Source organism: Flavobacterium sp. WC2509 (genome assembly GCF_052683105.1).
Genome location: NZ_JBQZFG010000001.1, coordinates 4,178,462 through 4,203,495, shown reverse-complemented (window position 1 = coordinate 4,203,495; position 25,034 = coordinate 4,178,462). Strand labels below are relative to the sequence as shown.

At 31.4% G+C, this 25,034-nt stretch carries 18 protein-coding genes and 1 other RNA gene; 9 read left to right on the top strand and 10 right to left on the bottom strand.

Annotated elements, in window-relative coordinates:
• Positions 1 to 261 precede the first annotated feature (261 nt).
• Together ACUN3A_RS17375 and ACUN3A_RS17370 are read right to left on the bottom strand one after the other, a co-directional pair.
• On the bottom strand, positions 262 to 1,848 hold the full coding sequence (locus ACUN3A_RS17375) for a RagB/SusD family nutrient uptake outer membrane protein (protein ID WP_445552547.1): 1,587 nt from the start codon (positions 1,846 to 1,848) through the stop codon (positions 262 to 264).
• 11 nt (positions 1,849 to 1,859) lie between these two features.
• Entirely contained in the window at positions 1,860 to 4,943 is a 3,084-nt protein-coding gene (locus tag ACUN3A_RS17370; RefSeq protein WP_445552546.1) for a SusC/RagA family TonB-linked outer membrane protein, read from the bottom strand.
• Between the two features lie 468 nt (positions 4,944 to 5,411).
• On the opposite strand from ACUN3A_RS17370, the gene ACUN3A_RS17365 reads away from it, so the two are divergent.
• From ACUN3A_RS17365 to ACUN3A_RS17350, 4 genes are all read left to right on the top strand, one after another.
• The gene (locus ACUN3A_RS17365) at positions 5,412 to 6,266 is read left to right on the top strand and encodes a sensor histidine kinase (protein ID WP_445552545.1); all 855 of its coding nucleotides are present in this window, start codon (positions 5,412 to 5,414) and stop codon (positions 6,264 to 6,266) included.
• Entirely contained in the window at positions 6,256 to 6,957 is a 702-nt protein-coding gene (locus ACUN3A_RS17360; RefSeq protein ID WP_445552544.1) for a LytR/AlgR family response regulator transcription factor, read from the top strand. The genes ACUN3A_RS17365 and ACUN3A_RS17360 overlap by 11 nt, the downstream gene beginning before the upstream one ends.
• A 499-nt stretch (positions 6,958 to 7,456) precedes the next feature.
• Entirely contained in the window at positions 7,457 to 8,932 is a 1,476-nt protein-coding gene (locus ACUN3A_RS17355) for an MFS transporter (RefSeq protein ID WP_445552543.1), read from the top strand.
• 135 nt (positions 8,933 to 9,067) lie between these two features.
• Positions 9,068 to 10,335, top strand: a protein-coding gene (locus tag ACUN3A_RS17350; protein WP_445550800.1) for an IS3 family transposase whose coding sequence is annotated in 2 segments (ribosomal slippage) — positions 9,068 to 9,407 and positions 9,407 to 10,335 — 1,269 coding nt in all. Because the reading frame shifts where the segments join, the coding sequence is not laid out codon by codon here.
• Positions 10,336 to 10,553: 218 nt separating this feature from the next.
• Here ACUN3A_RS17350 and fsa read toward each other — a convergent pair.
• From fsa to ffs, 3 genes are all read right to left on the bottom strand, one after another.
• The gene (fsa, locus tag ACUN3A_RS17345) at positions 10,554 to 11,210 is read right to left on the bottom strand and encodes a fructose-6-phosphate aldolase (protein ID WP_445552542.1); all 657 of its coding nucleotides are present in this window, start codon (positions 11,208 to 11,210) and stop codon (positions 10,554 to 10,556) included.
• 159 nt (positions 11,211 to 11,369) lie between these two features.
• Positions 11,370 to 12,173, bottom strand: a complete 804-nt coding sequence (locus tag ACUN3A_RS17340; RefSeq protein WP_445552541.1) for an SDR family oxidoreductase — start codon at positions 12,171 to 12,173, stop codon at positions 11,370 to 11,372.
• Between the two features lie 98 nt (positions 12,174 to 12,271).
• Positions 12,272 to 12,369: signal recognition particle sRNA small type (ffs, locus tag ACUN3A_RS17335), an RNA gene on the bottom strand.
• 87 nt (positions 12,370 to 12,456) lie between these two features.
• On the opposite strand from ffs, the gene ACUN3A_RS17330 reads away from it, so the two are divergent.
• Positions 12,457 to 13,506 carry a glutaminyl-peptide cyclotransferase gene (locus ACUN3A_RS17330; protein WP_445552540.1) on the top strand — a complete coding sequence of 350 codons (1,050 nt, stop codon included), beginning with the start codon at positions 12,457 to 12,459 and terminating at the stop codon, positions 13,504 to 13,506.
• 181 nt (positions 13,507 to 13,687) lie between these two features.
• The gene (gene hutI, locus ACUN3A_RS17325; RefSeq protein WP_445552539.1) at positions 13,688 to 14,923 is read left to right on the top strand and encodes an imidazolonepropionase; all 1,236 of its coding nucleotides are present in this window, start codon (positions 13,688 to 13,690) and stop codon (positions 14,921 to 14,923) included.
• 78 nt (positions 14,924 to 15,001) lie between these two features.
• Here hutI and ACUN3A_RS17320 read toward each other — a convergent pair whose 3' ends face one another.
• Positions 15,002 to 15,877, bottom strand: coding sequence for a hypothetical protein (locus ACUN3A_RS17320; protein ID WP_445552538.1), 876 nt, complete (start codon positions 15,875 to 15,877; stop codon positions 15,002 to 15,004).
• 87 nt (positions 15,878 to 15,964) lie between these two features.
• Here ACUN3A_RS17320 and ACUN3A_RS17315 point away from each other — a divergent pair, with 87 nt between their 5' ends.
• Both ACUN3A_RS17315 and ACUN3A_RS17310 read left to right on the top strand, forming a co-directional pair.
• Entirely contained in the window at positions 15,965 to 17,002 is a 1,038-nt protein-coding gene (locus tag ACUN3A_RS17315) for a formimidoylglutamase (RefSeq protein WP_445552537.1), read from the top strand.
• 111 nt (positions 17,003 to 17,113) lie between these two features.
• Positions 17,114 to 18,364 (top strand): DEAD/DEAH box helicase, encoded by a 1,251-nt coding sequence (locus ACUN3A_RS17310; protein ID WP_445552536.1) that lies wholly within the window; start codon positions 17,114 to 17,116, stop codon positions 18,362 to 18,364.
• Between the two features lie 91 nt (positions 18,365 to 18,455).
• On the opposite strand, the gene ACUN3A_RS17305 is transcribed toward ACUN3A_RS17310, so the two are convergent.
• On the bottom strand, positions 18,456 to 20,300 hold the full coding sequence (locus ACUN3A_RS17305; RefSeq protein ID WP_445552535.1) for a response regulator: 1,845 nt from the start codon (positions 20,298 to 20,300) through the stop codon (positions 18,456 to 18,458).
• 166 nt (positions 20,301 to 20,466) lie between these two features.
• Between ACUN3A_RS17305 and ACUN3A_RS17300 the strand changes: the two genes are divergently transcribed.
• Complete coding sequence (locus tag ACUN3A_RS17300) at positions 20,467 to 20,694, top strand: hypothetical protein (protein WP_445552534.1); 228 nt, start codon at positions 20,467 to 20,469, stop codon at positions 20,692 to 20,694.
• 160 nt (positions 20,695 to 20,854) lie between these two features.
• On the opposite strand, the gene ACUN3A_RS17295 is transcribed toward ACUN3A_RS17300, so the two are convergent.
• The 3 genes from ACUN3A_RS17295 to bshA all read right to left on the bottom strand — a co-directional run bounded on the left by ACUN3A_RS17295 (position 20,855) and on the right by bshA (position 24,692).
• Positions 20,855 to 22,120, bottom strand: a complete 1,266-nt coding sequence (locus ACUN3A_RS17295) for a dicarboxylate/amino acid:cation symporter (RefSeq protein WP_445552533.1) — start codon at positions 22,118 to 22,120, stop codon at positions 20,855 to 20,857.
• Between the two features lie 128 nt (positions 22,121 to 22,248).
• On the bottom strand, positions 22,249 to 23,310 hold the full coding sequence (gene aroC, locus ACUN3A_RS17290) for a chorismate synthase (protein WP_445552532.1): 1,062 nt from the start codon (positions 23,308 to 23,310) through the stop codon (positions 22,249 to 22,251).
• Between the two features lie 248 nt (positions 23,311 to 23,558).
• On the bottom strand, positions 23,559 to 24,692 hold the full coding sequence (bshA, locus tag ACUN3A_RS17285) for an N-acetyl-alpha-D-glucosaminyl L-malate synthase BshA (RefSeq protein ID WP_445552531.1): 1,134 nt from the start codon (positions 24,690 to 24,692) through the stop codon (positions 23,559 to 23,561).
• Between the last annotated feature and the right edge of the window lie 342 nt (positions 24,693 to 25,034).

The following is a 25,034-nucleotide window of genomic DNA, read 5'->3' as shown; positions in this document are numbered from 1 at the left end:
TTCTTGATTTTGTTTTTGAAATAAAACTGCCTGAGTTTTATTGATATATAAATTTTATTTTCTAAAAAATAAAAAGAAATTTCGATAATAATAAGCTCTTAAAACAAAGTAGCAATACTTTACAAATCGGAGCGATTGGATATAAATCCTTTAAATTCAATTAAAAAAAATATTGCAGCATCGTTTTTAATTTTTTATTTTTTTATATCCAGACAGGTGTATAACCTGTCTGGAATAAAAAGCAACTATATTATGATTTTATTAGAAATTTGGTCCAGTAGTATCCCACCAAAGTCTGGTTGCACCATTATCAGGCCCACCTAATTTTGCTACTCCTGAATCATATCCGGCTTTATTACCGTCGATTTCAGATTGAGCAAAAAGATTTCTACGTGGTCCAAGTTGAGTAGAAATAACACCTTTACTATCATTTTTAAGTACTGGCAATAATTTAGGATATCCAGTTCTTCTGTATTCTGACCAAGACTCTTGACCATCAGGGAAGTTAGCAATCCATTTTTGAGTAATAATTTTTTGTAATTTAACTTCATTAGTAGCCGCTGGATCCCAAGCAATTGTAACTTTATTCACAGCTACACCATTGTTTGCACTATCAAAAGCATCTACAAAATCTTTTGCCATTTTTGTATTATCAGCAATGTAAGTAGCTGCACCTGAAACTCCGAATTGAGCAAATGAAGCAGTAATTCCTTGCTCGTATAAAGATTGAGCAGTACCACCCATATTCCAACCTCTCAAAGCACCTTCTGATCTTAGGAAGAAAACTTCTGCGGATGTCATCCAAACAATTTGTTTCGCTTCTGTTACTTTACCATAAGCAGACATTCCAACGTGATCTGATTTTGCTTTGATATCTATACCAGTACGAACACCTCTGTATTGTCCTATTACCAATGGATCTGTTGCTTTATTAAAGAATTTTGCAAGTCTTGGATCATTATAACCTGTTAATATTGATTCCATATCAGCAGACATTCTTGCATCTCCCCATGAATTTGAAACCACAAATAATGGATGTGGATTAGTAATATTTACAAGTGCAATATCTGCAATAGCTTCTAAAACACCGTAAGGATTAGCAATTGCTTTTTCAGCTTCAACTTTAGCTTTTGCTGGATCAACTTTTACAATTCTCATTGCCAAACGTAAACGCAATGAGTTAGCAAATTTAATCCACTGTGAATAATCTCCTTTATAATTCGTCTGATCAGCATCTCCAAATGTAGATTTTTCACCATTTTGAATCTTTTTATCAAATTCTGCAACAGCCAAATCTAACTCTTGGAACATTTGAGTATATACTTCTTGTTGGCTATCATAAAGAGTTGTAGTACCTGTTGATTTTCCGAATTGAGAATATTGAATAGGTCCAAATGAATCCGTAATTCTGTGCATAGCCTCTACTTTCATAACCAAAGCCCAGGCATAATACTGACTAGCAGGAGTTCCTTTTGTTTCGTTAATTACTTTTGTGACATTTGCTAATACATCGGTATAAGCATCGTTCCATTGGAAACTAGCCCAACCACGATTTAGATCATAAGTAGAATTGTTTACACCTCCTCCAAATGGAGTTGGAATACCATTATAACCTCCCCAAATATCTCCTGATAAACTTTGAGCTAATTGATATTCCCAGTGCAGCGATTGTACTACATTATTATTTACAGGAGTAAACAGTAATTTAATATTATTATTATCTTGTTTCAAATCAGCATTAGTGATACCATACTTATTTGTATTTACATCATTATAATCCCCTGTACAACTTGCCGCCAAAACTAATGACGTGCATAAAACTGTTGTTTTTATTTTATTTAGTATCATTATTTTTTTTATTAGAAAGTTACATTTATGTTAAGTCCAATACTTTTTGTAGATGGCATTCCAAAAATATCAACACCTTGTAATCCGTTACCAGTACTCAATGAAATGTTTGGATCAAATGGCGCATCTTTATAGAGGAAAAATAAATTTCTAGCTACTAATGCTACATTAGCCGATTTTAAAGCTGTGTTTTCGCCTAGGTGAAAAGTATATCCAAAAGCCAATTCTCTTAAAGTCACATTAGTTGCGCTATACATATATTCGCTAGACAAACCATTTCTACCTCCTATCGATGAATAATATTGATTTGCATCCATTTTTGTAACTGCTGTTCCATCAGGCATCACAGCATCAATCGTAACACCACCAGCATTTCTAGCATCTCCAGAAGCTTTTGAAACCCCATTAATATCCATAATTGCTTGTGTCATACTCAAAACTTCTCCTCCAAAACGACCATCAATAGTAAAATTCAAATTAAAATTGCCGTATTTGAAACTATTTGAAAAACCTAACATATAATCTGGATTTGAATTACCAATATTCACCCAAGGATTATCATTTTTATCCACATATTTCTGAATAGCACCTTTTGCATCCAAAACCAATTGCCCTTTATCATTTCTAATTGGTTGCCATCCTTGAATTGTTCCAAAAGGTTGTCCTTCTGTCAAAGCATATCTGTAATTATTGTTTCCATCAGGGGTAATAACCACTACTCCACCTTGATCTGTTGGTAAATTTGTAACCTTGTTATTATTATGAGAATAATTGATTGTTGCATCCCATTTGAATTTATCATTATCAATAATTTTACCAAAAACAACCGCTTCAATACCATTATTAGATATTACACCACCATTGTAAGCATAATTCTGAAAACCATCAGCATTTGTTGGAGCAGGAATAGTTAGATATTGATTTTTTGTCTCATTTGAATAGTAAGTCAATTCAAAACCAACTCTATTATTAAGAAATCTCCATTCTGTACCCAATTCATAAGAATCTTGTCTTTCTGGTTGTAAAGTCGTACCCGGTCTTACGCCTGTTACTGGACTTATTGCAGAAGTGTTAGTCGATGTATACAAGTTTACCGGAGTAGTTATAAATGCCGCAACATCATTACCTACCTGAGCATAAGAAGCACGAACTTTACCGAAACTAATTGATTCTGGCATTTTTATCATTTCTGATAGGATAGCCGTAGCACCAACCGAAGGATAGAAGAAAGACATACTTTCTGTATTAACTAAAGTAGAAGACCAATCGTTACGACCAGTAACATCTAAATACAACATCGATTTATATCCAAAAGTTGCTGCAGCAAAAATAGATTGCACTTCTCTGCTTGCACCCATATTTTGATAAATTCCTTCAGTGTCTTTAAAATTGTGAATTGTAAACCAGTTAGCAGCTTTCAAACCACTATTTCCTGAATCAAGAACTGTTTGATCATTTAATTTTGAATTAGTAATACTAGTACCAATATTAGCGAAGAAACTGAAATCATCATTAAATTTAGTATTGATAGTAGCGATCAAATCAGCATATTTCTGAACACTTAAATTATTAATGTTTATATACTTACCTGTCTCAGGAGCCCAAACACTATTTGTAGAAGCATTAATTTTATTTTCTAAAGTATTATTTACTCTGTCATAATTAAATCTAGAACCAATGGTTAACCATTTATTAACTTCATAACTTAATCCTGTAGCAATATTCAAATAGTCATTTGTGTCTATTGATGTATTTCTTTTAATACTATAATAAGGATTTTGTTCTATGTCAATATTACCAGCTAAAGGATTAGCATAATTTTGTATTGTTGGCCAATTTTGAACCATCATATTTCTTAGCGGATCAAAAACTTCGAAGTTATTTTTATAATAATTAAAATCTTTTCCTCCTTCAGTAACTCTTGGAAACAGATAAACACCTGTAAGCGGATTATAATACAAACCATTTGTAGGTCTGTTATTAATTTTTTGAAAAACATAATTAGCAGCAGCAGTAACAGTTAATTTATCATTAAAGAATTTAGCTGTTTGTCTCAAACTAAAGTTGTGTTTTTTCAATTCATTGTCTTCAATAATTCCACTTGCAATCGTATTCGCATAAGAAACAGAAGTTGTAGAATGATCTGCACCTGAAGAAAAACCAAATGAAGTAATCTGAGTTGTACCTGTTTGAAAGAAATCTTTAACATGATCTTTTGAAGCTCCTTTAGCACCCCAAGAAAATTCATTTCCTGAAGTTACATACTCATTTTGAAATTTAGGTAAATACGCTGCAGTTTCAAAAGTAGAGTTAGAAGAAGCTCTAAAAGTTTCTTTACCTGGTTTAACTTTTTTTGAAGTCAATAAAATAACTCCTCTAGCACCTTGACTACCATATAAAGCAGATGCAGATGCTCCTTTTAATACAGTCATTCCTTCGTAATCATCAGGGTTTAATAGTGAAGCAACGTCTCCACCATCACGGTTTCCACCCTGAAGTGATCCAAAAGTATCGTTTGGTTGTCCTGAACCTACATTCAACATTGGCACACCATCAATTACATACAGAGGGTTATTATTTGTAACAGATGAATTACCACGAATAGTAACTTTAGAAGAACCTCCTGTTCCACCAGAACTTTTTATTACAGCAACGCCTGCTATTTTACCAGCAATTGTGTTAATAATGTTGACGTCCTTGGCACGAACTAACTCTTCTCCTTTTAATTCCTGAGCTGAGTAAGTCAAAGATTTTTTAGATTTTTTAATACCTAATGAAGTTACAACAACTTCATTCAATGCTGTAGAACCCGAAGAAATCATTCTTACAACAATTGAAGATGACTCACCTACTTCTACATTTCGTGTTTCATAACCTAAAAAAGAAACCACTAGAGTAGCACCAGTTTTTGCATCAATTGTAAATTTACCATCAAAATCTGTAGATGTTCCAGTACCTTCACCTTTTATGTTAACATTTGCGCCAGGTATTGGAGTACCCGCTGCATCTGAAACAAAACCTTTGATCGTTTTTACCTGCGCAAGGGTAATTTGCGTAGTAAAAAGAACCATTGCGATTAAAAAAATTTTTCTCATTTTTAAATTATTTTGTTAGTTATGATGTAAAATTATATGGATGGTATCTTCTAAAAAAATAAATTAAACCAACGGCACTGTTTTTTAAACAAACGACATATTTCAATCAACAATGCGTTTTACGAAAACGTTTTCTTGATATGCATTTTCTACCGTAATTACATTTTCACAGTTTTTTTTTCATTAAAATAGCTTTTTTAATAACAAAATGATTATTGTTGCAAAATGAAATATACACTCAAATCCTTTATTAAACCCAATTTTACTATTTCTTGATACTAAATGAAAAAAATTGACTCTCATATAAAACTCCAAAATCATATCTGGTTTTGGGCTATCTATTTTCTACTTAATTTTTTAAGATGGGGAGCTTATTTTAATAATTATGGGTATTCATTTAAATCTAATCTAATCGAATTCTCACTTCATATTCCATTAGTATATTTCAATTTATTAATACTCATTCCTATGTTTGTATTAAAATCGAAATACATTAAATATGCATTTTCACTAATTGCGAGTTTAGGAGTTGTTTATTTATTAAAAACCGGGCTGACCTATTTTATAATTTCAAAAAACATCTGGCCTGAAGCCAATAGAGATTACAGTCCTTTTGAAATTAATCATATTGTGGCTGTTTGTATTGGTGAACTTTATGTGCTAGCGGTAGCATCTTCAATCTACTTGATGCTAACATGGCTCAAAGAAAGGGATCGCAACAAAGCAATCATGGAGAATCAAAATAAAATTAAATTAAAATATTTAAAAAATCAGATTCAGCCACACTTCTTTTTTAATACACTAAATAATCTTTATGCACTTTCATTAGAATCATCAAACAAAGTTCCAGATGTAATTATTAAACTTTCGCAATTAATGGAATATGTGTTATATGATATTGATGATGTCAAATACGTACCTTTAGTAAAAGAAATCGATTATATTCAAAATTATATAGAAATTGAAAAATTGCGGTTTCAAAATGTGGAAGTTCGGTTTAATCTTGAATCTGATATTGATAATGTAAATATCCCTCCATTATTATTCATTTCGCTAATAGAAAATGCTTTTAAACATGGTGGAATAAACAACGAAAAACTCAAAATTAAAATAAACTTCAGAGTTATAAATTCTAAGCTGGAATTTGAAATAATAAATAATTTTGTAATTTCACCGCCAATAAAAAACAAAAAAGGCATAGGCTTATCCAATACTAAAAAAAGATTAAAACTTATTTATAAAAACAATTTCAGCATAAACCAAACAATAAAATTTAACTTTTATAGTATTAAAATCCAAATACCTTTATATAATGAAGATTAAATGTGTAATAATTGATGACGAACCTTTAGCAATAAAAGTCTTGCTCAATTATTTTGAAAATTTTTCAGAATTTGAAGTTATTGCAACTTTCAATAATTCATTAGAAAGTCTCGAATTTATAAATTCTAATACTGTTGATGCTGTATTCCTGGACATCAACATGCCAATGATGACCGGGTTTGAATTAATCAAACTTCTAGAATACAAAACCCGAATTATTATCACAACTGCTTTCAGAGAATTTGCTGCCGAAAGTTATGATCTAGAAGTCTTGGATTATTTAGTGAAACCAATTCCATTGCCCCGTTTCATAAAATGTATTCATAAAATTGAAGCAGAATACAATTCAAAAAACAACATCAAAATTGAGAATCATCGTGTAGAACCTCACCTATTTATCAAAGTAGATAAAAAAATGGTAAAGATAAATATTGATGAAATTCTTTTTGTCGAAGGCATGAAAGAATACATTAAAGTGGTTACCGCTGAGAAGACTTATATCACTCATAAATCATTAACTTCCTTGACAGATGAATTACCATCCGATCGTTTTATGCGTATTCATAAATCCTATACAATTGCCTTAAATAAAGTAAAATCGATAGAAGGAAATAGAATTCAAATTTCATCCTATACAATTCCCATAGGAAGAAATTACAGTAAAGAAGTAAAAGTAAAAATATTAGAATAATACTATTTTAAAATACATCTTCTCCATTCTACTTAATCAAGACTAACTATTTCTATTTTTAACCACACAATTCATGGACTAAAAAATTCATAGAATTGGATTGGCGCAATAAATCTGTTAGCTTAGATTGCATATTTTTATAATGCAGTAAAATTAACAGACAATACTTAATTTCAACATCAATTTAAGCTCCCTAAAAATTAAATATTTGCCGAAATACTGTTTTACTATTCTTTAAATTATAACTCTTATTTATGCGTTCTTAATAATTTAAATACTTTATTTCTACACAAGTCCTTATTAAAAGTACAATTCTATATCGATTTTTCACTTCTAAAAAGCAATAAAACTGCCATTTGTTGACGAAATAATGTCGTTTATTTAAAAGTAAAAAACTTTATATCATAAAATTTTTTTTTAAAATTCTTAACAAATACATTTACAGTCTTGCAGCATCAAAAAATTAATAATTAACCAAAAAAAATTAAATTTTTAAATTATGAATTCAGAAAATGTGCAAACCAAATGGGGACAATTTATTTCATTAATAATCGTCTTCTTTTTTTGGGGATTTGTTGGTTCCGCCAATGACATCCTAATCCCCGTCTTTAAAAAAGTTTTTACTTTATCACAAGTCCAATCACAATTAGTTGCTTGGGCATTTTATGCTGCTTACTTTGTAGGATCGATAATATTCTTCCTAGTTTCCTTAAAATCTGATGTCTTACAAAAATTTGGATATAAAAAAACACTTTCAGCGGGTTTAATTCTTTCTGCAATTGGATCATTTTTGTTCGTTCCTGCAGCAACAATGGAAAGTTTTCCTTTCTTCCTAACAGCCTTATTTACTGTAGGTTTAGGATTCTCAATTCAACAGATTGTTGCTAATCCATTGGCTATTAAAATGGGAAGCCCAACGACTGGAGCTCACCGTTTAACTTTGGCAGGTGGTGTTAACTCTTTCGGAACAACTATTGGCGCAATCTTATTAGGAATCGCTCTTTTTGGAATGGGTGATAACAAAAAAACAACGCTTTCATTAGAAGACATCAAATTGCCATTTATAATTTTAGGCCTTGCGTTTATTATAGTTGCGATTTTCATGAATTTTTCTAAAATCGAAGATCCCGCAAAAGTAGATGAAGAAGAAGCAAAAATTGAACATAAACATTCTAAATTTAATATTTTAGACTACCCACAATTATACTTAGGTATGCTGGGCATTTTCATTTACGTAGGAACAGAAGTTACCATCATTAGTAATTTACCAGCTCTATTAAAAACACATGAATTTGGTAATATTTTAGAGGACGCTATTGCTCCTTTTATTGCACTTTACTGGGGAAGTTTAATGATAGGCCGTTGGAATGGCGGAGTCAATGTTTTCAATACTTCAAATTTAGTAAACATGGCTCTTAAATTTATCGTGCCTGCTTTAGGATTTGGAGTTATAATTGGAGCAAACATTTTTGCTGCGCATGATGTTTCATCTTTCTACATTTACCCAATTTGGATTTTACTATTTATAGCAGTTAGTTTTGTTGGTGGTAAAAATGCTGGAAAAACATTAATGCTTTTTGGAATATCTGGTCTATTAATGATGCTTGCGGGATTAGTTTGTCCAAATCCTGATATTGCTAAATTCTTCTTTATATCTGGCGGATTATTCCTATCTATTATGTGGCCGTCAATTTTCGATTTGGCTATTGCAGGTTTAGGTAAAAACACAGGAAAAGCATCTTCTTTCTTAATTATGATGATTCTAGGTGGTGGTGTAATTCCACTTATACAAGGAAGTATCTGTGATTTAGATTTAACAAATCCAGACGGAATATTTGGCATTAGCTACACACATTTCTCTTATATTGTACCACTTATTGGTTTTGCATATTTAGCATTTTATGGTTTTTACTGCCCGCAAATATTAAAAAAACAAGGAGTAAGCCACGTTATAAGTGAAGGTGGAGGACATTAGAAAAAAGTATTCAGTGTTCAGAGACTGCAGTGTTCAGTATAAAATGAATTCAAATGCCCTATTCTATAAAACAGAATGGGGCTTTTTTTACCTTATGTCTCGTCCTGAAAAAAGTTGACTATAATTACCTTAATTATGTCAACAGAAAGAAAAGAATTCAAAAAGCCGTTAGCTCCACAAACTTTCGGAGAGCTATTCAAAAAGCAAGTAGTAAAAGAATTTGAACAGGGATTATTTACAAAAGCGGAACTTCGCAGGCGCTATAATATTCGTGGTAACAGCTGTATACCCCGTTGGTTAAAAAAATATGGTAAATTTACCTATCAAGATAAACTAACCATTGGCCGTCCTATGAAAGATCCTCAATCTCAGCGCATCAAAGAACTTGAAGCACAATTAGCCAAGAAAGAACAAGAATTGTTGGTTTTTAAAAAGTTTATAGAAATAGCCGAACGAGAGCTAAAAGTTGAGATTGTAAAAAAGTCTGGTTCCAAGCAGTCCAAGAAATAAATCATATTTACAGGATTAGTCCTCAGGGAATATGTCGATTGTTTGGGTATAGCAAACAAGCTTATTATAAACGAAAAACACATCTGTTAAAATCAGGTTTAGACAAAGAGTGCCTAAACTCTTTAGTGATGTCAGTGCGTCAAAAACTGCCCAAAACGGGAGGTAAAAAACTATATTTTATGTTGAAAGATGATTTTAAGAAACATCAAATAAAGATAGGCAGAGATAAATTATTTGATTTTTTACGAGATGAATATTTATTAGTTCCGAAAGTTCGAAGATATTACAAGACAACCAATTCAAGACATTGGATGCGTAAATATCCAAACTTAATTAAAGAGATAGAAATCAAAAGGCCTGAGCAAATTTGGGTAGCTGATATTACTTACCTTAGAACTAAAGATAAAACACATTATTTACATCTGATAACAGATGCCTATTCGAAGAAAATTGTGGGCTATAAATTATCGGATAATTTAATGGCAGCTTCTACATTAGAAGCTTTAAAAATGGCTGTTATTAATAGAAAATACAGTAACAATCTTATACATCATTCAGACAGAGGCTTGCAGTATTGTAGCAAAGAATATACCGAATGTTTATCCAGAAACAACATTCGGATAAGCATGACGCAAAGTTATGATCCCTATGAAAATGCAATTGCAGAAAGGGTAAATGGAATTTTAAAAGAAGAGTTTGGATTATTTGAAATTTTTGAGAATGTTGAAAACTTAAAAAAGCAAGTCGAAGAATCTATTCTGTTTTACAATCAAATTAGAGTCCATTTGTCTATAAATATGCTTACTCCTAATCAAGCGCATTCTCAAAATAATATTAAACTAAAACGATGGAAAAAAATAAATCGGAACAGAAGTAATTCTGTCCCGATTTAACTAATTTTATAATATTAATCGAGTCAACCTTTTTCAGGACAACTCATAATCCAAATCGCTGAGAATCGCGTATATGATTTTTATTTGAACCAATAATCAAATATTGAATTTTCAGCGATTTATATCAAAAACAAAAAAAGTCACATTTCATTGCGAAATGGGACTTTTATATTTACTTATCAACTGATCACTAAAAACTGATCACTGACTACTTTTTATTACTTATTTCCTTTTTCGAAATCAGCAACAAACTGAGCCAATCCAATATCAGTTAATGGGTGTTTCAATAAACCATAAATTGCAGATAATGGTCCTGTCATTACATCTGCACCAAGTTTAGCACAGTTTACAATATGCATAGTATGACGCACAGAAGCAGCTAATATTTCAGTTTCATAACCGTAGTTATCATATATCAAACGAATTTCTTCGATAAGACCTAAACCATCAGTAGAAACATCATCCAAACGTCCAATAAATGGAGAAACGTAAGTTGCACCTGCTTTTGCAGCCAATAAAGCTTGGCCAGCAGAAAATACAAGAGTTACATTTGTTTTAATTCCTTTATCAGAAAAATATTTAGCAGCCATTACACCTTCTTTAGTCATTGGCAATTTAACTACGATTTGATTGTGTAAATCAGCCAATTCTTCACCTTCTTTAATCATTCCGTCGTAATCCAAAGCATTAACTTCAGCACTTACATCACCATCAACCAAATTACAGATATCAACATAATGTTTTAAAATATTGTTTTTTCCAGTAATTCCTTCTTTAGCCATCAATGATGGATTTGTAGTTACACCATCTAAAACACCTAACGCTTGTGCTTCTTTAATTTGAGCTAAATTAGCTGTATCAATAAAAAATTTCATAATATATATTTATTTAATTGTGTTCTTAATTAGGGCGTGACCACATTTACAAAAGGCGCAATATACGAACCGCTTATGCGCGCCTTTTGTAAATGTGGTCGGGCTATCCGTACTACTTCGGTAGTTTACTCCTATCCCTCACGCAAATTCGGTGCAAAATTACAACTTATAATGATTCATTAACATTTTTTCATATACTTTATCTGGAAGTATTCTCTTTAATACAATAGAGAACTTTTGCATAAATACTCCCACTTTATAATGAATTTTTGGAGATGGATTTTCAATGATTGCAAATACAGCTTCAGCCATTTCATTTGGATTACTCCCACTATCTACGTGCTCATCCATCGTCCTGAGATTATTCCCGTAAGGTACTTCATAAGCAGACCCCTTTATAACTGGCGCATGAAAACGGCCAGCAGCAATATTAGTTGCAAAATCACCTGGAGCAATATTTGTAATTTGAATGCCAAACGACTTTACTTCCATTCGCAATGCCTCAGTAATTAATTCTAAAGCTCCTTTTGAAGCTGAATAAACGCTTCGATAAGGCAATCCCATATAACCAGCAATTGAAGTAATATTTATAATTAATCCCGATTGTTGTGAACGCATTTGAGGTAAAACAGCTTTCATTACTTCAATTGGACCGAAAAAATTAGTCTCAAAATTATTCTTGATTTCCTCCATCGGAATTTCTTCCAAAGGTCCAGTAATCCCAACTCCTGCATTATTTATCACAACATCAAGTCTCCCTGAAGTCGCTATGATTTTGGCAACAACCGAATGAATAGAATCCGCATTTCTAACATCCAAAGCAATTAAAGGAAAAGCAGAATCAGTAATTCGTTCAGGATTTCTACTCGTTCCATACACCACAAATCCTTTATGATGTAAAAATTCGCCAATAGATTTTCCAATCCCTGATGATCCTCCAGTAATCAAAACAACTTTGCTCATGCTCTAGTTTATAAATTCATATTGAGTTAGAAATGCCTAAAAATAAAAAAATCCTCCCGAAGGAAGACTACATTTGCATAATTCTTGTAAAATAAAAAAAATGGCAAGCGATCTACATCGCACCGCTCAACCACGTACCCTTGCTATGTTCCCATCCTGGGGGAGTCTGCAGGAGCTGGTCGTGTAGGACTTGCCGGTGCAAATATACAACCTTTTTATATTTTTGCAAGCGCTTTGCTCTAATAAAATAACGTTGTATATTGGTCTTTTTAAAATTCAAATCATGAAAAAATATAACTTCTTAATTGCCATTTCATTAGGAATGACATTAATTGGATGTGGCGACACAAAAAAAGGTGAAAATTCTTTATTCACTATCGATGATTCTGCTTTTCCTGCCCATTTTACGACTCCTGAATCGGTTTCAATAGGAATTCTTAATCCAAATTCGAAAGAAATTGACAGTATTGCTTACTTTGTAAACGACAAAAAAGTTGGAAGTACAAAAAGTACCGAAAAATTTAAATTTGAATTAAAAGATCAAAAATTAGGATATCAATATCTAAAAGCTACCGTTTATTTTGGTTCAGATTCGTCGGATGCAACCAAAAGAATTGAATTGGTTTCAAACGTTACACCAAAATTATTAAAGTATAAAATTGTAAATACGTACCCACACGATACAAATTCATTTACCGAGGGCTTCGAATTTCATAATGATACCTTATATGAAAGTACAGGACAAAATGGAAAATCTTATTTAAGAAAATACGATTACAAAACTGGAAAAATTTTCAAGCAAATTGATCTAGATTCTAAATACTTTGGGGAAGGAATCACTTTTGTCAATGGTAAATTATACCAATTAACTTGGCAGGAAAAAACAGGTTTTATATATGATGCAAAAACGCTAAAACTTGAAAAAACTTTTACTTACGACAAAGATATTGAAGGTTGGGGAATGACTAATGATGGTACCTACATCTACCAAACTGACAAAACCGAAAAAATCTGGAAAATGGATCCTAAAACACAAAAAATGATTGATTACATCAATGTGTATTCTGGAGATGCAAAAATAAAAGCCATTAATGAATTAGAATGGATTAACGGAAAAATATACACTAACGTTTGGTTAAAAGATGCAATAGCTGTTGTAAATCCAACCTCCGGAGCTGTAGAAGGGATTTTAGACATGTCGGGATTACGTAAATTTTTAAAAGTTACTCCAGATGATGTTTTAAATGGAATTGCTTACAACCCAAAAAACAAAACTATTTTTGTAACTGGAAAAAATTGGGACAAAATCTTTGAAATAACAGTTTCAGAATAAATCACTACAGACTTAAAGTCTGTACGGTTTAAAACATTAAAAAAGAAACCGCAAATTCGCAAATTACACACTTAAAAGTATAAAATAATTTGCGAATTTGCGGTAAACTTTTTTAGAACCTAAAAGGAAAATGTACAAAAGCACGTAATTTTGACTAAAATCTGAGACCAAAAAACATAAAATGACAACTCTTATTACCAACATCAAAGAGCTATTGCAAGTTCGCGAAAATTCTATTTTAAAAGTTTCGGGAGCTGAAATGGCAGTTTTACCAACCATTAAAAATGCTTTTTTATTGATAAAAGACGATGTAATTGTTGATTTTGGTTCAATGGATAATCTCCCTAAGACAACAGTAGATTCAACTATTGATGCATCAGGAAAAATAGTTTTACCTACTTGGTGTGACAGTCATACGCATATTGTGTATGCTGGTAATCGCGAACAAGAATTTGTAGATCGTATAAATGGTATGACCTATGAAGAAATTGCCAATCGCGGCGGTGGAATCTTAAATTCAGCCAAAAAGCTAAACGAAACTTCAGAAGAGGAAATTTACAACCAATCGAAAGCAAGACTAGAAGAAATAATGCGATTGGGAACGGGAGCCGTCGAAATTAAATCAGGTTATGGGCTAACTGTTGAAGGCGAACTCAAAATGCTTCGCGTCATCAAACAATTAGCTCACAATTTCCCAATAACAATAAAAGCAACTTTTTTAGGTGCTCACGCCTTCCCTAGTGTTTTTAAAAACAATAAAAGAGGCTATATTGATTGCATCATTAACGAAATGCTTCCTGAAATAGCTAAAAACAAATTAGCCGATTTCATTGATGTTTTTTGCGAAACAGGTTATTTCTCTGTTGAAGAAACTGAAGAAATAATGCGTGCTGGAATTCAATTTGGCTTAAAACCAAAAATTCACGTCAATCAATTCAATTCTATTGGAGGAATACAAGCTAGTGTAAAATACAACGCGCTTTCAGTAGATCATTTGGAAATTATGAATCCCGAAGACATTGAAGCTTTAAAAAACACTGAAACAATGCCAGTAGCTTTACCTTCTTGCTCTTATTTTTTAAGCATTCCTTACACACCAACTCGTGAAATGATTAGCGCTGGACTTCCATTGGCACTTGCTACAGATTACAATCCTGGCTCTACTCCATCAGGAAATATGAATTTTGTAGTGGCAACCGCCTGCATTAAAATGAAAATGACTCCTGAAGAAGCTATAAATGCAGCAACAATTAATGGCGCTTATGCGATGGGAATTTCCAAAACTCATGGAAGCATTACCAAAGGAAAAAAAGCCAATCTAATCATCACAAAAGAAATCCCATCTTATTACCAATTGCCTTATGCTTTTGCTAGTAATTTAATAGATAGTGTAATCTTAGACGGCAAAATATATTAATTTTTCGCTAAAATTAAAGCAAAAAAAAAAGAGCGATATTCAAATGAATATCGCTCTTTTTTCTATAAAAACTTCTTATTATTTCAAAGAAAAATTAGTAGTTGAAACCAATTGATCTTTATCAAAAACGTTTACTGAGTATAATCCTTTAGCAAAATCTTTCCCTGCTAAATCTTGAGAAACTTGAACTGTTTTGTTTTCATATTTCACTCTAGAAATAAAACTGTACTTCAAAACCTTTTCTTCAAAATTAATTGTTTTAGCTTCACCTAAAACATTATTTTTACTATCGATAACTTGTACATAATAATCTTTATCTCCAGATTTTGCAATTGAATTCTCAGCAATAGTAAAACTAATTTTAAGAACATCAGCTCTACTTGCTTTATCTGTTGCTATTTCTTTCCCAGAACTTCTTAATTTATAAGCTGAAGTTTGCAAATTCAAAACAGATAATTTCCCACCTCTTTCAACTGTTTTAGATAATTCTTCGTTTTGACCAACTAAAACTTCGTTGAATTTTTTTGATTCACCCAAAACAACTACTGTACTATCACGTTGATTCGCCAAAGTAACATTTTGTTTTTTCAAACCTTCATTTTCTTCCATCAACTGTTTCAAGTGTCCTTGCATCGATTTTACCTGATTCCTGTATTTTGATACATCTCCATTTGATTTTTTAATCTGATCCATCAAATTAACTACTTTATCCCTTTCTTGTATCAACTCTTCAGACATTGAGGTATTTTCTGCGATTGCAGCGTCATAAGTTGCTTTAAGATCTTGCAAATCTTTCATTACAGACTCTTTTTCAGAACCTACTTTTACAATTTCAGTATGAACTGATTCTACTTCTGAAGACATTTTAAAAATATAAACTAAACTACCTACTAATAAAATAGCCAAAACAGCTATTACAGCTTTTAGACTCGAATTGTTTTTTTGATTTTCCATGTTGATATTTATATTGTTTTTTACAAATTTAATAATATACATAACGCAACTTAATACAATTATATTATTTTTGTAAAATATTTTTTTATGGAAAAACTTATCACGTTCAGTATTAACGACCTAGCTAAAGTAACAAACCACAGAAGTGGTGAAATAAAATTTGGCGAGAAAATACTTGTTGTTCCCAAAAATACAGAACCATTTAATTTCATAAAAAACAGTGAGGCCAAATTCGTTTTGTTTGGAATTCCTGAAGACATAGGAATCAGAGCCAATTACGGAAGACCTGGAGCTGCATCTGCCTGGAAAAGTGCCATACATAGCATTGCTAATATCCAGCATAATCGTTTCTCAAAAGGAAATCAAATTATTATTTTAGGACATCTGAATGTTCAAACTGAAATGAAGGAAGTCGAAAACCTTGATTTTAATGACATTGACGACCGTTCTAAACTAAGTCAGTTAGTAGAGAAAATAGATAAAGAAGTTTCCCATATCATTTGCAAAATAGTTCAGGCAGGTAAAATCCCAATTGTAATTGGTGGTGGGCATAATAATGCTTATGGAAATATTAAAGGTTCTGCTTTAGCAAAAGGTAAAGCCATAAATGCCGTCAATTTTGATGCACATTCTGATTTTAGAATTTTGGAAGGCCGCCATAGTGGAAATGGTTTCTCCTATGCTTTTGAGGAAGGTTTTTTAAAAAAATATTTCATTTTTGGTCTTCATGAAAATTATACTTCCAAAAGTGTTTTGGATATTATGAAAAAAATTGAAGATCGTGTTCGACACAACACCTATGACAGTATTAATATTAGAAAAGAAAAAAACTTTTCTGAAGAAATGGTCACTGCGCTTGATTTCATCAAAAATGATCCATTTGGAATTGAAATTGATTTGGATGCTATTCCTAATATTGCGAGTAGCGCTATGACATTAAGCGGTTTTTCTATTGAAGAGCTTCGTCAGTTTGTTTCTTATTTTGCTAAAAATAAAAATGCCACTTATTTACATATTTGTGAAGGAGCACCCGATTTAGGAGAAGACAAAAACAACCATTTAATTGGTAAACTTATTGGCTACTTGGTCACTGATTTTATGAAATCGCATAACTCCATAGAATAATTAATACCGAAATAAATACTTACATAATCTCAAAAAAATTTTCTTCAAAATAATAACACTATCTTTGCGCCCTTATCTATGTACTAAATACAAGATATTTAAATCAAAAATATGTTATTCGAAGACTTATCACTTTCAAAAAGTATACAAAAAGCCGTATTTGAAGAAGGCTATACACAAGCAACACCTATTCAAGAACAATCCATTCCAATTGTATTGGCAGGAAAAGATTTGATAGGTTGTGCGCAAACAGGAACAGGAAAAACTGCTGCATTTGCAATTCCAATTATACATCAATTACACAGAATAGTAGGTTCATCAAAAAAAGCAAAAGTAATCCGAGCACTTGTTGTTACTCCTACAAGAGAATTAGCTGTTCAAATTGGACAAAGCTTTGATACTTATGGCAAATACACCAATTTAACACAACTAACACTTTTTGGAGGTGTTTCTCAAAATCCACAAGTAGATGCTTTAAAAAATGGAGTTGACATTATAATAGCAACGCCAGGACGACTATTAGACCTACACAAACAAGGTTTTATTGATTTGGATCATTTACATACTTTAGTATTAGATGAAGCAGATCAAATGTTAGATATGGGTTTTGTTAATGATGTGAAAAAAATAGTAAAGCTTACGCCAAAAAATAGACAAACTCTTTTCTTTTCGGCAACCATGCCTATCGCCATAAGAGAATTGGCTGAAATGTTTCTTACATCGCCAGAAACGGTAACTGTTTCACCTGTTTCATCTACAGCAGAGAATGTAGAACAGCGTGTATATTTTGTTGAAAAAACAGAAAAAAGAAACCTATTATATCACCTGATAAAAAACGAAAACCTATCTAATGTACTTGTTTTTTCAAGAACAAAACATGGTGCTGATAATGTGGTAAAAGCACTGAGAAAAAAAGACATTCCTGCCGAAGCCATACATGGAGATAAATCACAAAATGCAAGACAAAGAGTTTTAGACGCATTTAAAAACAAAGAAGTCGGAGTACTTGTAGCCACCGATATTGCAGCACGTGGTATAGATATTGACCAACTTCCTTTTGTTATTAATTTTGACTTACCTAATATTCCTGAAACCTACGTTCACCGAATTGGTAGAACCGGTCGTGCAGGAAATGGCGGAATTGCAATTTCTTTTTGCAGTAAAGACGAAAAAGACTATTGGAAAGACATTCAAAAACTTATAAAAGTTGATGTAAAAACCATAGATAATCATCCTTATCCTTGGCACTCTGGAAGTCCAACTACTGATAGTACACCTCCTAAAAATTCAAATCGTAGTGGAGGTGCACACAAATCTAGAAAATCTGATGCATCCAAACAAAACAAAAAACGTTGGTATTAAAAGACATAATACTCACTTCTAATAATCAAAAAACATCTTTTAAATTCTTTAAAAGATGTTTTTTTTTTGAGAGAAACAGCACAAAAGTCTATTAAACAAGACTTTTATATTTTAAAATATGGCTATTAATAATTTTAAATAACTGAACCGATTCAAATGGTTTTACAATAATGTCATTCATTCCTGCCATTATAGCCTCATCAGTTATTTCATTTTTATCAAAAGCTGTCAAAGCAATAATAGGTGTTTCAATTCCTTCCGCTCTTATTCGTCGTGAAGTTTCAAATCCGTTCATCAAAGGCATATTAATATCCATTAAAATAACATCAAACTCTTCTTCAATTAGAATATCCAAAGCCATAAAACCATCATCAACCACTTTACAAGAATAATTATTTTTCTCTATAGTTTTTTTTGTTATTAATTGATTAATATGATTATCTTCAACTACAAGTACTTTTAATATTTTACTTGAGGTCATATTTACTTGTATATTATTTATTATTTCGTTAGTTTTCATATAATTACATTCAAAATCAACACAAAAAGTAAAAACAGTACCATTTCCTAATTCGCTTTCAACAGTAATATCACTACCAAAAAGTTCCAACAGTCTTTTTACAATAGACAATCCTAAACCTGTTCCTTGATAATCAAGCTCTTTCCTGCCTACCTGAACAAATTTATCAAAAATTTTGTCTTGATCTAAAGGAGAAATACCTATCCCGTTATCTTTTATTTTAATCTCAATTGAATGTATTTCTCCTTCGACTTTAATTTGCCTAGCCTTTAACTCAATTTTTCCATTTTTAGTAAATTTCAAAGCATTACTAACTAAATTCATTAAAATTTGAGCAAATCTAAGTTTATCACCAATTAAGCTTTCTGGAATTAACGCATCAACATCAATATGTATTTTGTTATTATTTTTTTTAGCAATGAAGGATAATGAATTTTTTATCATACTAAATTCATCTATCAAATTAAATGTCATTTTATCCAAAACAATTTTATTCTCTTCAATTTTATTAATCTGCAAAATATCATTCACTAGCGACAATAAATAGCGAGCAGAAAACTTTAAAGAATTTAAATGAGAACTATTTGAAAGTTCTTTATGTTCTTCCAACAGCAAATCAGCGATACCAACCACACCATATAACGGAGTTCTTAATTCGTGACTAATAGTAGAGATAAATTGTGTTTTTAACATAGCTGATTCTTGAGCTTTCTTATTTGCAACAATCAACTCTTCATTTGCAAGTAATAAATCAGCATTTGATTTCAATCTGAATCTATTATTTTTGATTAATGAATTTAGAAAAAGTAATAATACAAAAATGACAATTATAAAAAGTAAAACGATAATTCTTGATTTTTTTAAACTTTGAAACTGTAAATCTTTTTCATTTTCAATTTTATCAATAGTGCGCTTATATTCGTCCAATTGAAAATTAACACCTTCCACATCAGCTTTTTTTAATTTTTCTTCAGTATAAATTTCATCATTGAGACGCGTATAGATTTCTAAATTCTGATAAGCATTTTTATAATCTTTTAGTTTTAACAAAAGCTTGGAGTATTCAAAATGTGAATAAGACAAGTCAGATTTTTGATTCAAATTATTTCCAAGCCGAATAGCATCTTTAAAATATAGGTCAGATTTTGCATTCTCATTTTTAAAATTAGAATACATGCCATTAAGCATTTTAAGAACGACAATAACACTATTGTCCTTATGTTTTTTGTAATAGGAATTGATTATTTTTAAACTTTCTTCTCCTTCTTTAAATTTATTTATATCAAAAAGAGCCCACGTTAAATTGAGATTAGTAAAAACCAATTGAGAAGAATCAGAAATTTTTTTGCTGTATTCAATCGCTTTTTTATAGTAAGGAATACCGATATCGTATTTCTTTTTCTCAAAACAATACATGTTCCCAAGGTTATTATTTACTCTTTGTTTTATAGTATCATTTTGAGTAAAAGCAGCATGTTCTAAAGCTTTTTTATAGTAAAAAATAGCTTTGTCAAATTCTGATAAAGCATTAAAATTAGCAGCAACATTATTATAATTTTCTGCAATAAGGATATTATCTTTTATGGATATCGCATTGCGCAAAGCCATTCTGGAAATCAATAAAGATTTTTCAAAATCTCCTGATTCTCTAAGCTTAGTTGCCGATACAATTAATTCATTAATTTCTTTTTTAGTAGGCTTTCGAGTTTGCCCATTTACACTTGTTCCTAAAAAATTAATCCATAAAAAAATCAATAAAACTATCCTTATTTGGGGCATAATAGAAGTTATTTATTCAAATATACATTAAAAAAATACAATTTTACGGCATTTTTGTTAAGAATATTTCAATATAATAATAATCCTATAAAAACACAAAAGCAGCTACTTTTTAAAAAGTAACTGCTTTTGTACATACTATTTTAGTCTTTAAACTACGTTTTAAAAATCAAACTAATATTTTATTTTCTTTAAGATTTTTCGCTTTCATCTTCCCATTTACCTACTACAGATGTTGCCAATGCATTTCCTAAAACATTTGTGGCGCTTCTAAACATATCACAAAAATGATCTATAGGCAATATTAATGCAATCCCTTCAATAGGAATTTTAAACATACCACAAGTTGCAGCTACAACTACCAAACTAGCTCTAGGAACTCCAGCAATACCTTTACTTGTTAACATCAAAACAAAAAGCATGGTAAATTGTGTTGGATAATCAAGGTGTATGCCATACGCCTGAGCAATAAAAATCCCCGCAAAAGTCATGTACATCATACTTCCATCAAGGTTAAATGAATATCCTAGAGGCAGCATAAAAGACACTATTTTATCCTTAACCCCAAATCGTTCCAACTCTTCAGTAAGTTTTGGAAAAACAGCTTCAGAACTTGTTGTTCCAAAGGCTATAATGAGTGGACCAATAATATGTTTTAATAATATTTGCATTCTTTTTCCAAGAAAAACAAAGCCAATAGCAATTAAAACTATCCAAAGTGTACTTATACCGATAAGAAAAGAACCAAAAAATTTAAAATAAGTAATCGCTAATTCCTGAAAATCCCGAACAGCAAATACGCCAGCAATTGCTCCAAAAACTCCTATTGGTGCAAATTTCATTACGTAATTTACCATTTTTAAAACGATATGTGAAGTTCTATCCAAAAAGTCTGTCACTGGTTTTGCATAATCACCAACTGAAGCGATTGCTAATCCGAAGAATATAGAAAAAATTACAATTTGTAAAATTTCATTAGTTGCCATTGCTTCAAAAAGACTTTTGGGAACTATATGTTCAACAAAATTTTCAAAAGATAAATTTTGAGTTTTTGCCGTAACATCAGATACACTAGATAAATCCACATTGGTTAAATTTAATCCGATACCTGGTTGTAGCAAATTAACATACAGCATTCCGATTAAAAGCGATACAAACGAAGCTGTAAAAAACCAAGCCAATGCCTTCCCTCCAATTCTTCCAACCGCTTTTATATCACCCAATTTTGCAATTCCTACAACCAAAGTGGTAAAAACCAAGGGCGCAATAATCATTTGTACCAACCTAATAAAAATAGTAGCCAACATTTTTATTTTGTTACTAAATTCTTGTGCTGATTCTATCGTTGCTGTATTGTGAACAATAACTCCCAATAGGGCTCCAATAAGCATTGCAATAAGAATCCGACCTGTTAATCCTTTAAAAAAAGATACTTTTTTGGTTTCAATTGTAGTCATTAAATTAATTTCAAGGTTACATTTCAATATTTAGCTCGTCAAAATACTGAATATTTTATTCTTCTTAAAAAAACAAGTGCAATTTCTAATACTTTAAGAAATTGCACTTGTTGTGAAATTATTTTCAATTACAAATAGGTTTTATTCAAAAGAAAGAAATCTGCTAAAACAATAGCTGCCATTGCTTCAACAATAGGAACAGCTCTTGGAACCACGCATGGATCATGGCGCCCTTTCCCAACCATTTCGGTAATATTTCCTTTATTATCTAAAGATTCTTGTTTTTGCATTATAGTAGCCACAGGCTTGAAAGCTACTCGGAAATAAATATCCATACCATTACTTATTCCACCTTGAATTCCTCCAGAAAGATTGGTTTGTGTTGTTCCGTCTGGATTGTACAAATCATTGTGTTCACTTCCTTTCATTTTAACACCTTCAAATCCGCTTCCAAATTCAAAACCTTTTACAGCGTTGATAGACAACATTGCTTTACCTAATTCGGCATGCAATTTATCAAATACAGGCTCTCCTAATCCAATTGGCACATTTTGAATAACACAGGTAACAGTTCCTCCAACTGTATCACCTTCTTTACGAATTTGACGAATATATTCTTCCATGATTATGGCAGATTCTTCATCAGGACAACGTACTGGATTGCTTTCTATTTTAGAAAAATCCAATTCCTGATATGGTTTTTCTAGAAAAATTGGACCAACAGATGAAACATACGCATTGAATTTTATTTCAGGTAGCATTTGTTTTGCAATAGCACCAGCTACTACTCTACTTGCTGTTTCACGTGCTGAACTTCGTCCACCACCTCTGTAATCACGAAAGCCATATTTCTTGTCGTAAACATAATCAGCGTGACTTGGTCTATAATTATCTTTAATATGAGAATAATCGTCAGATTTTTGATTGGTATTCGGAATAATAAAACCAATTGGTGTACCTGTCGTTTTTCCTTCAAAAATTCCAGATAAAAACTGTACATCATCTGGTTCTTTACGTTGGGTAACTATTGCTGATTGACCAGGTTTTCTTCTGGCCATTTCAAATTGAATTGCATCTAAATCCAGTTGAATTCCTGATGGGCATCCGTCAATAATTCCACCCAATGCTTCTCCATGTGATTCGCCAAAAGTGGTTACTCTATATAGTGTTCCGTAGCTATTTCCTGCCATTGTATAAAATTTTACGCAAATGTAAGTTTTATGAATTAAACTAAAAATTATAAATTAGTAATATTTCACATTATACTCATCAAACATCTTTATAAATCATGATTTTTAAAGATATCTAATAGTAATCTCTTAAATCAATAAATAATCCTTTTGAGCTAAACATTATTAAATGTTTCAAATAAAATAAAAAAAAATCCATCTTAAATTTTTAAAATAAGATGGATTTCAATTTAGCTAAATCGAGCTAATTATTTGTATTTATTTATAGCTTTTATATACAAGTCCTCGTAAATTGGTAAAATATTTTTGATATCAAATTTTTCAGCTACATGTAATGCATTCTTTTTAAACTCATTAAGAACATCATCGTCTTTCAATATTTTTAATGCGTTATCAGCCATTTCATTAACCTCGCCAACATCACTTAAATATCCAGATACGCCATCTTCATTTACTTCAGATAAACCTCCCGAATTACTAGAAATCACTGGAACTCCGCAAGCCATTGCTTCAAGAGCTGCCAGACCAAAACTTTCTGTTTCTGAAGGCAAAAGAAATAAATCAGTAAGGCATAAAATACGGTCTATTTCATTACTATTTCCTAAAAATATCACCTTGTCCTGAATACCATATTTTCTACACAATCTCTCTGCCTTCTCTTTTTCAGGACCATCCCCAACCATCATTAATTTAGCAGGAATTTCTTTTTGAATTTTATAGAAAATTTTAATGATATCTGGAATTCGCTTAACTTTTCTAAAATTACTAATATGTGTAATTATTCTTTCGTCAGGATTTGCCATAACCGAACGGCTACAAGGGATTGCTGGATCGTACTCATTTTTATTTAATTCGATAAAATTTGGTATAACCTGAATTTCATTTTTTATATTGAATAACTTTAAAGTATCATCTTTCAAACTTTGCGAAACTGAAGTCACATAATCTGATTTATTAATGCTAAAGGTAACAGCAGGCTTATAAAAAGGGTGATTTCCAACCAAAGTAATATCGGTTCCGTGTAATGTAGTCACCATTGGAATATTAATTCCTTCGTCTTTTAGCATTTGCTTAGCCATATAACCCGCATAAGCATGCGGAATAGCATAATGCACATGTAGCAATTCAATTTTATACAATTTGACCATATCAACCAGCTTACTGGACAAGGCCAATTCATAAGGTTGAAAATGAAAAAGAGGATATTCTGGAACAATTACCTCATGATAATGCACATTTGGGTTTAACAACGCCAAACGTACAGGCTGACTATATGTTATAAAATGTATTTCGTGTCCTCTTCTAGCTAATTCTAAACCTAATTCTGTTGCAACTACACCACTTCCGCCAAATGTGGGGTAACAAACAATTGCTATTTTCATATACTTTTGATTCTTTTTTTATTGGTCATATTTAATTCGCAATATCACCATCTATGTTTATATCACATTGAGGTCGTACTCATTTTAAATGTGATTTTTAAGTCTAACGAAAGTAAGGAGATTAGATGGGGATTATTTAAAAAAAAAGTTAAATTTTAACAATTTTCAAGTGAGCCAAAAATGTTGTTTTGAAAATAAGTTGAGTAAATTTTTCGTTTTTTTTGCGTGAGGGGTTGCAGTGGAGCTCTTTTTCTATTTGGCGATTTTTCTTCGCCAAATAGAAAAAAGCGGGAACGGAAAACCCGACCCGACTTTTTTTGGATGGGCACGCCCAAATTATTT

Excerpts from the sequence above, each read along its gene's own strand:
- ACUN3A_RS17305 (WP_445552535.1), bottom strand. The coding sequence starts at position 20,300 with ATGTATTGTTTTGAGAAAAAGAAATACGATATCGGTATTCCTTACTAT.
- ACUN3A_RS17360 (WP_445552544.1), top strand. The coding sequence starts at position 6,256 with ATGAAGATTAAATGTGTAATAATTGATGACGAACCTTTAGCAATAAAA.
- bshA (WP_445552531.1), bottom strand. The coding sequence starts at position 24,692 with ATGAAAATAGCAATTGTTTGTTACCCCACATTTGGCGGAAGTGGTGTA.
- aroC (WP_445552532.1), bottom strand. The coding sequence starts at position 23,310 with ATGGCAGGAAATAGCTACGGAACACTATATAGAGTAACCACTTTTGGC.
- ACUN3A_RS17310 (WP_445552536.1), top strand. The coding sequence starts at position 17,114 with ATGTTATTCGAAGACTTATCACTTTCAAAAAGTATACAAAAAGCCGTA.
- ACUN3A_RS17375 (WP_445552547.1), bottom strand. The coding sequence starts at position 1,848 with ATGATACTAAATAAAATAAAAACAACAGTTTTATGCACGTCATTAGTT.
- ACUN3A_RS17340 (WP_445552541.1), bottom strand. The coding sequence starts at position 12,173 with ATGAGCAAAGTTGTTTTGATTACTGGAGGATCATCAGGGATTGGAAAA.
- fsa (WP_445552542.1), bottom strand. The coding sequence starts at position 11,210 with ATGAAATTTTTTATTGATACAGCTAATTTAGCTCAAATTAAAGAAGCA.
- ACUN3A_RS17295 (WP_445552533.1), bottom strand. The coding sequence starts at position 22,120 with ATGACTACAATTGAAACCAAAAAAGTATCTTTTTTTAAAGGATTAACA.
- ACUN3A_RS17300 (WP_445552534.1), top strand. The coding sequence starts at position 20,467 with ATGGATATCGCATTGCGCAAAGCCATTCTGGAAATCAATAAAGATTTT.
- ACUN3A_RS17370 (WP_445552546.1), bottom strand. The coding sequence starts at position 4,943 with ATGAGAAAAATTTTTTTAATCGCAATGGTTCTTTTTACTACGCAAATT.
- ACUN3A_RS17355 (WP_445552543.1), top strand. The coding sequence starts at position 7,457 with ATGAATTCAGAAAATGTGCAAACCAAATGGGGACAATTTATTTCATTA.
- ACUN3A_RS17320 (WP_445552538.1), bottom strand. The coding sequence starts at position 15,877 with ATGGAAAATCAAAAAAACAATTCGAGTCTAAAAGCTGTAATAGCTGTT.
- hutI (WP_445552539.1), top strand. The coding sequence starts at position 13,688 with ATGACAACTCTTATTACCAACATCAAAGAGCTATTGCAAGTTCGCGAA.
- ACUN3A_RS17365 (WP_445552545.1), top strand. The coding sequence starts at position 5,412 with ATGTTTGTATTAAAATCGAAATACATTAAATATGCATTTTCACTAATT.
- ACUN3A_RS17315 (WP_445552537.1), top strand. The coding sequence starts at position 15,965 with ATGGAAAAACTTATCACGTTCAGTATTAACGACCTAGCTAAAGTAACA.
- ACUN3A_RS17330 (WP_445552540.1), top strand. The coding sequence starts at position 12,457 with ATGAAAAAATATAACTTCTTAATTGCCATTTCATTAGGAATGACATTA.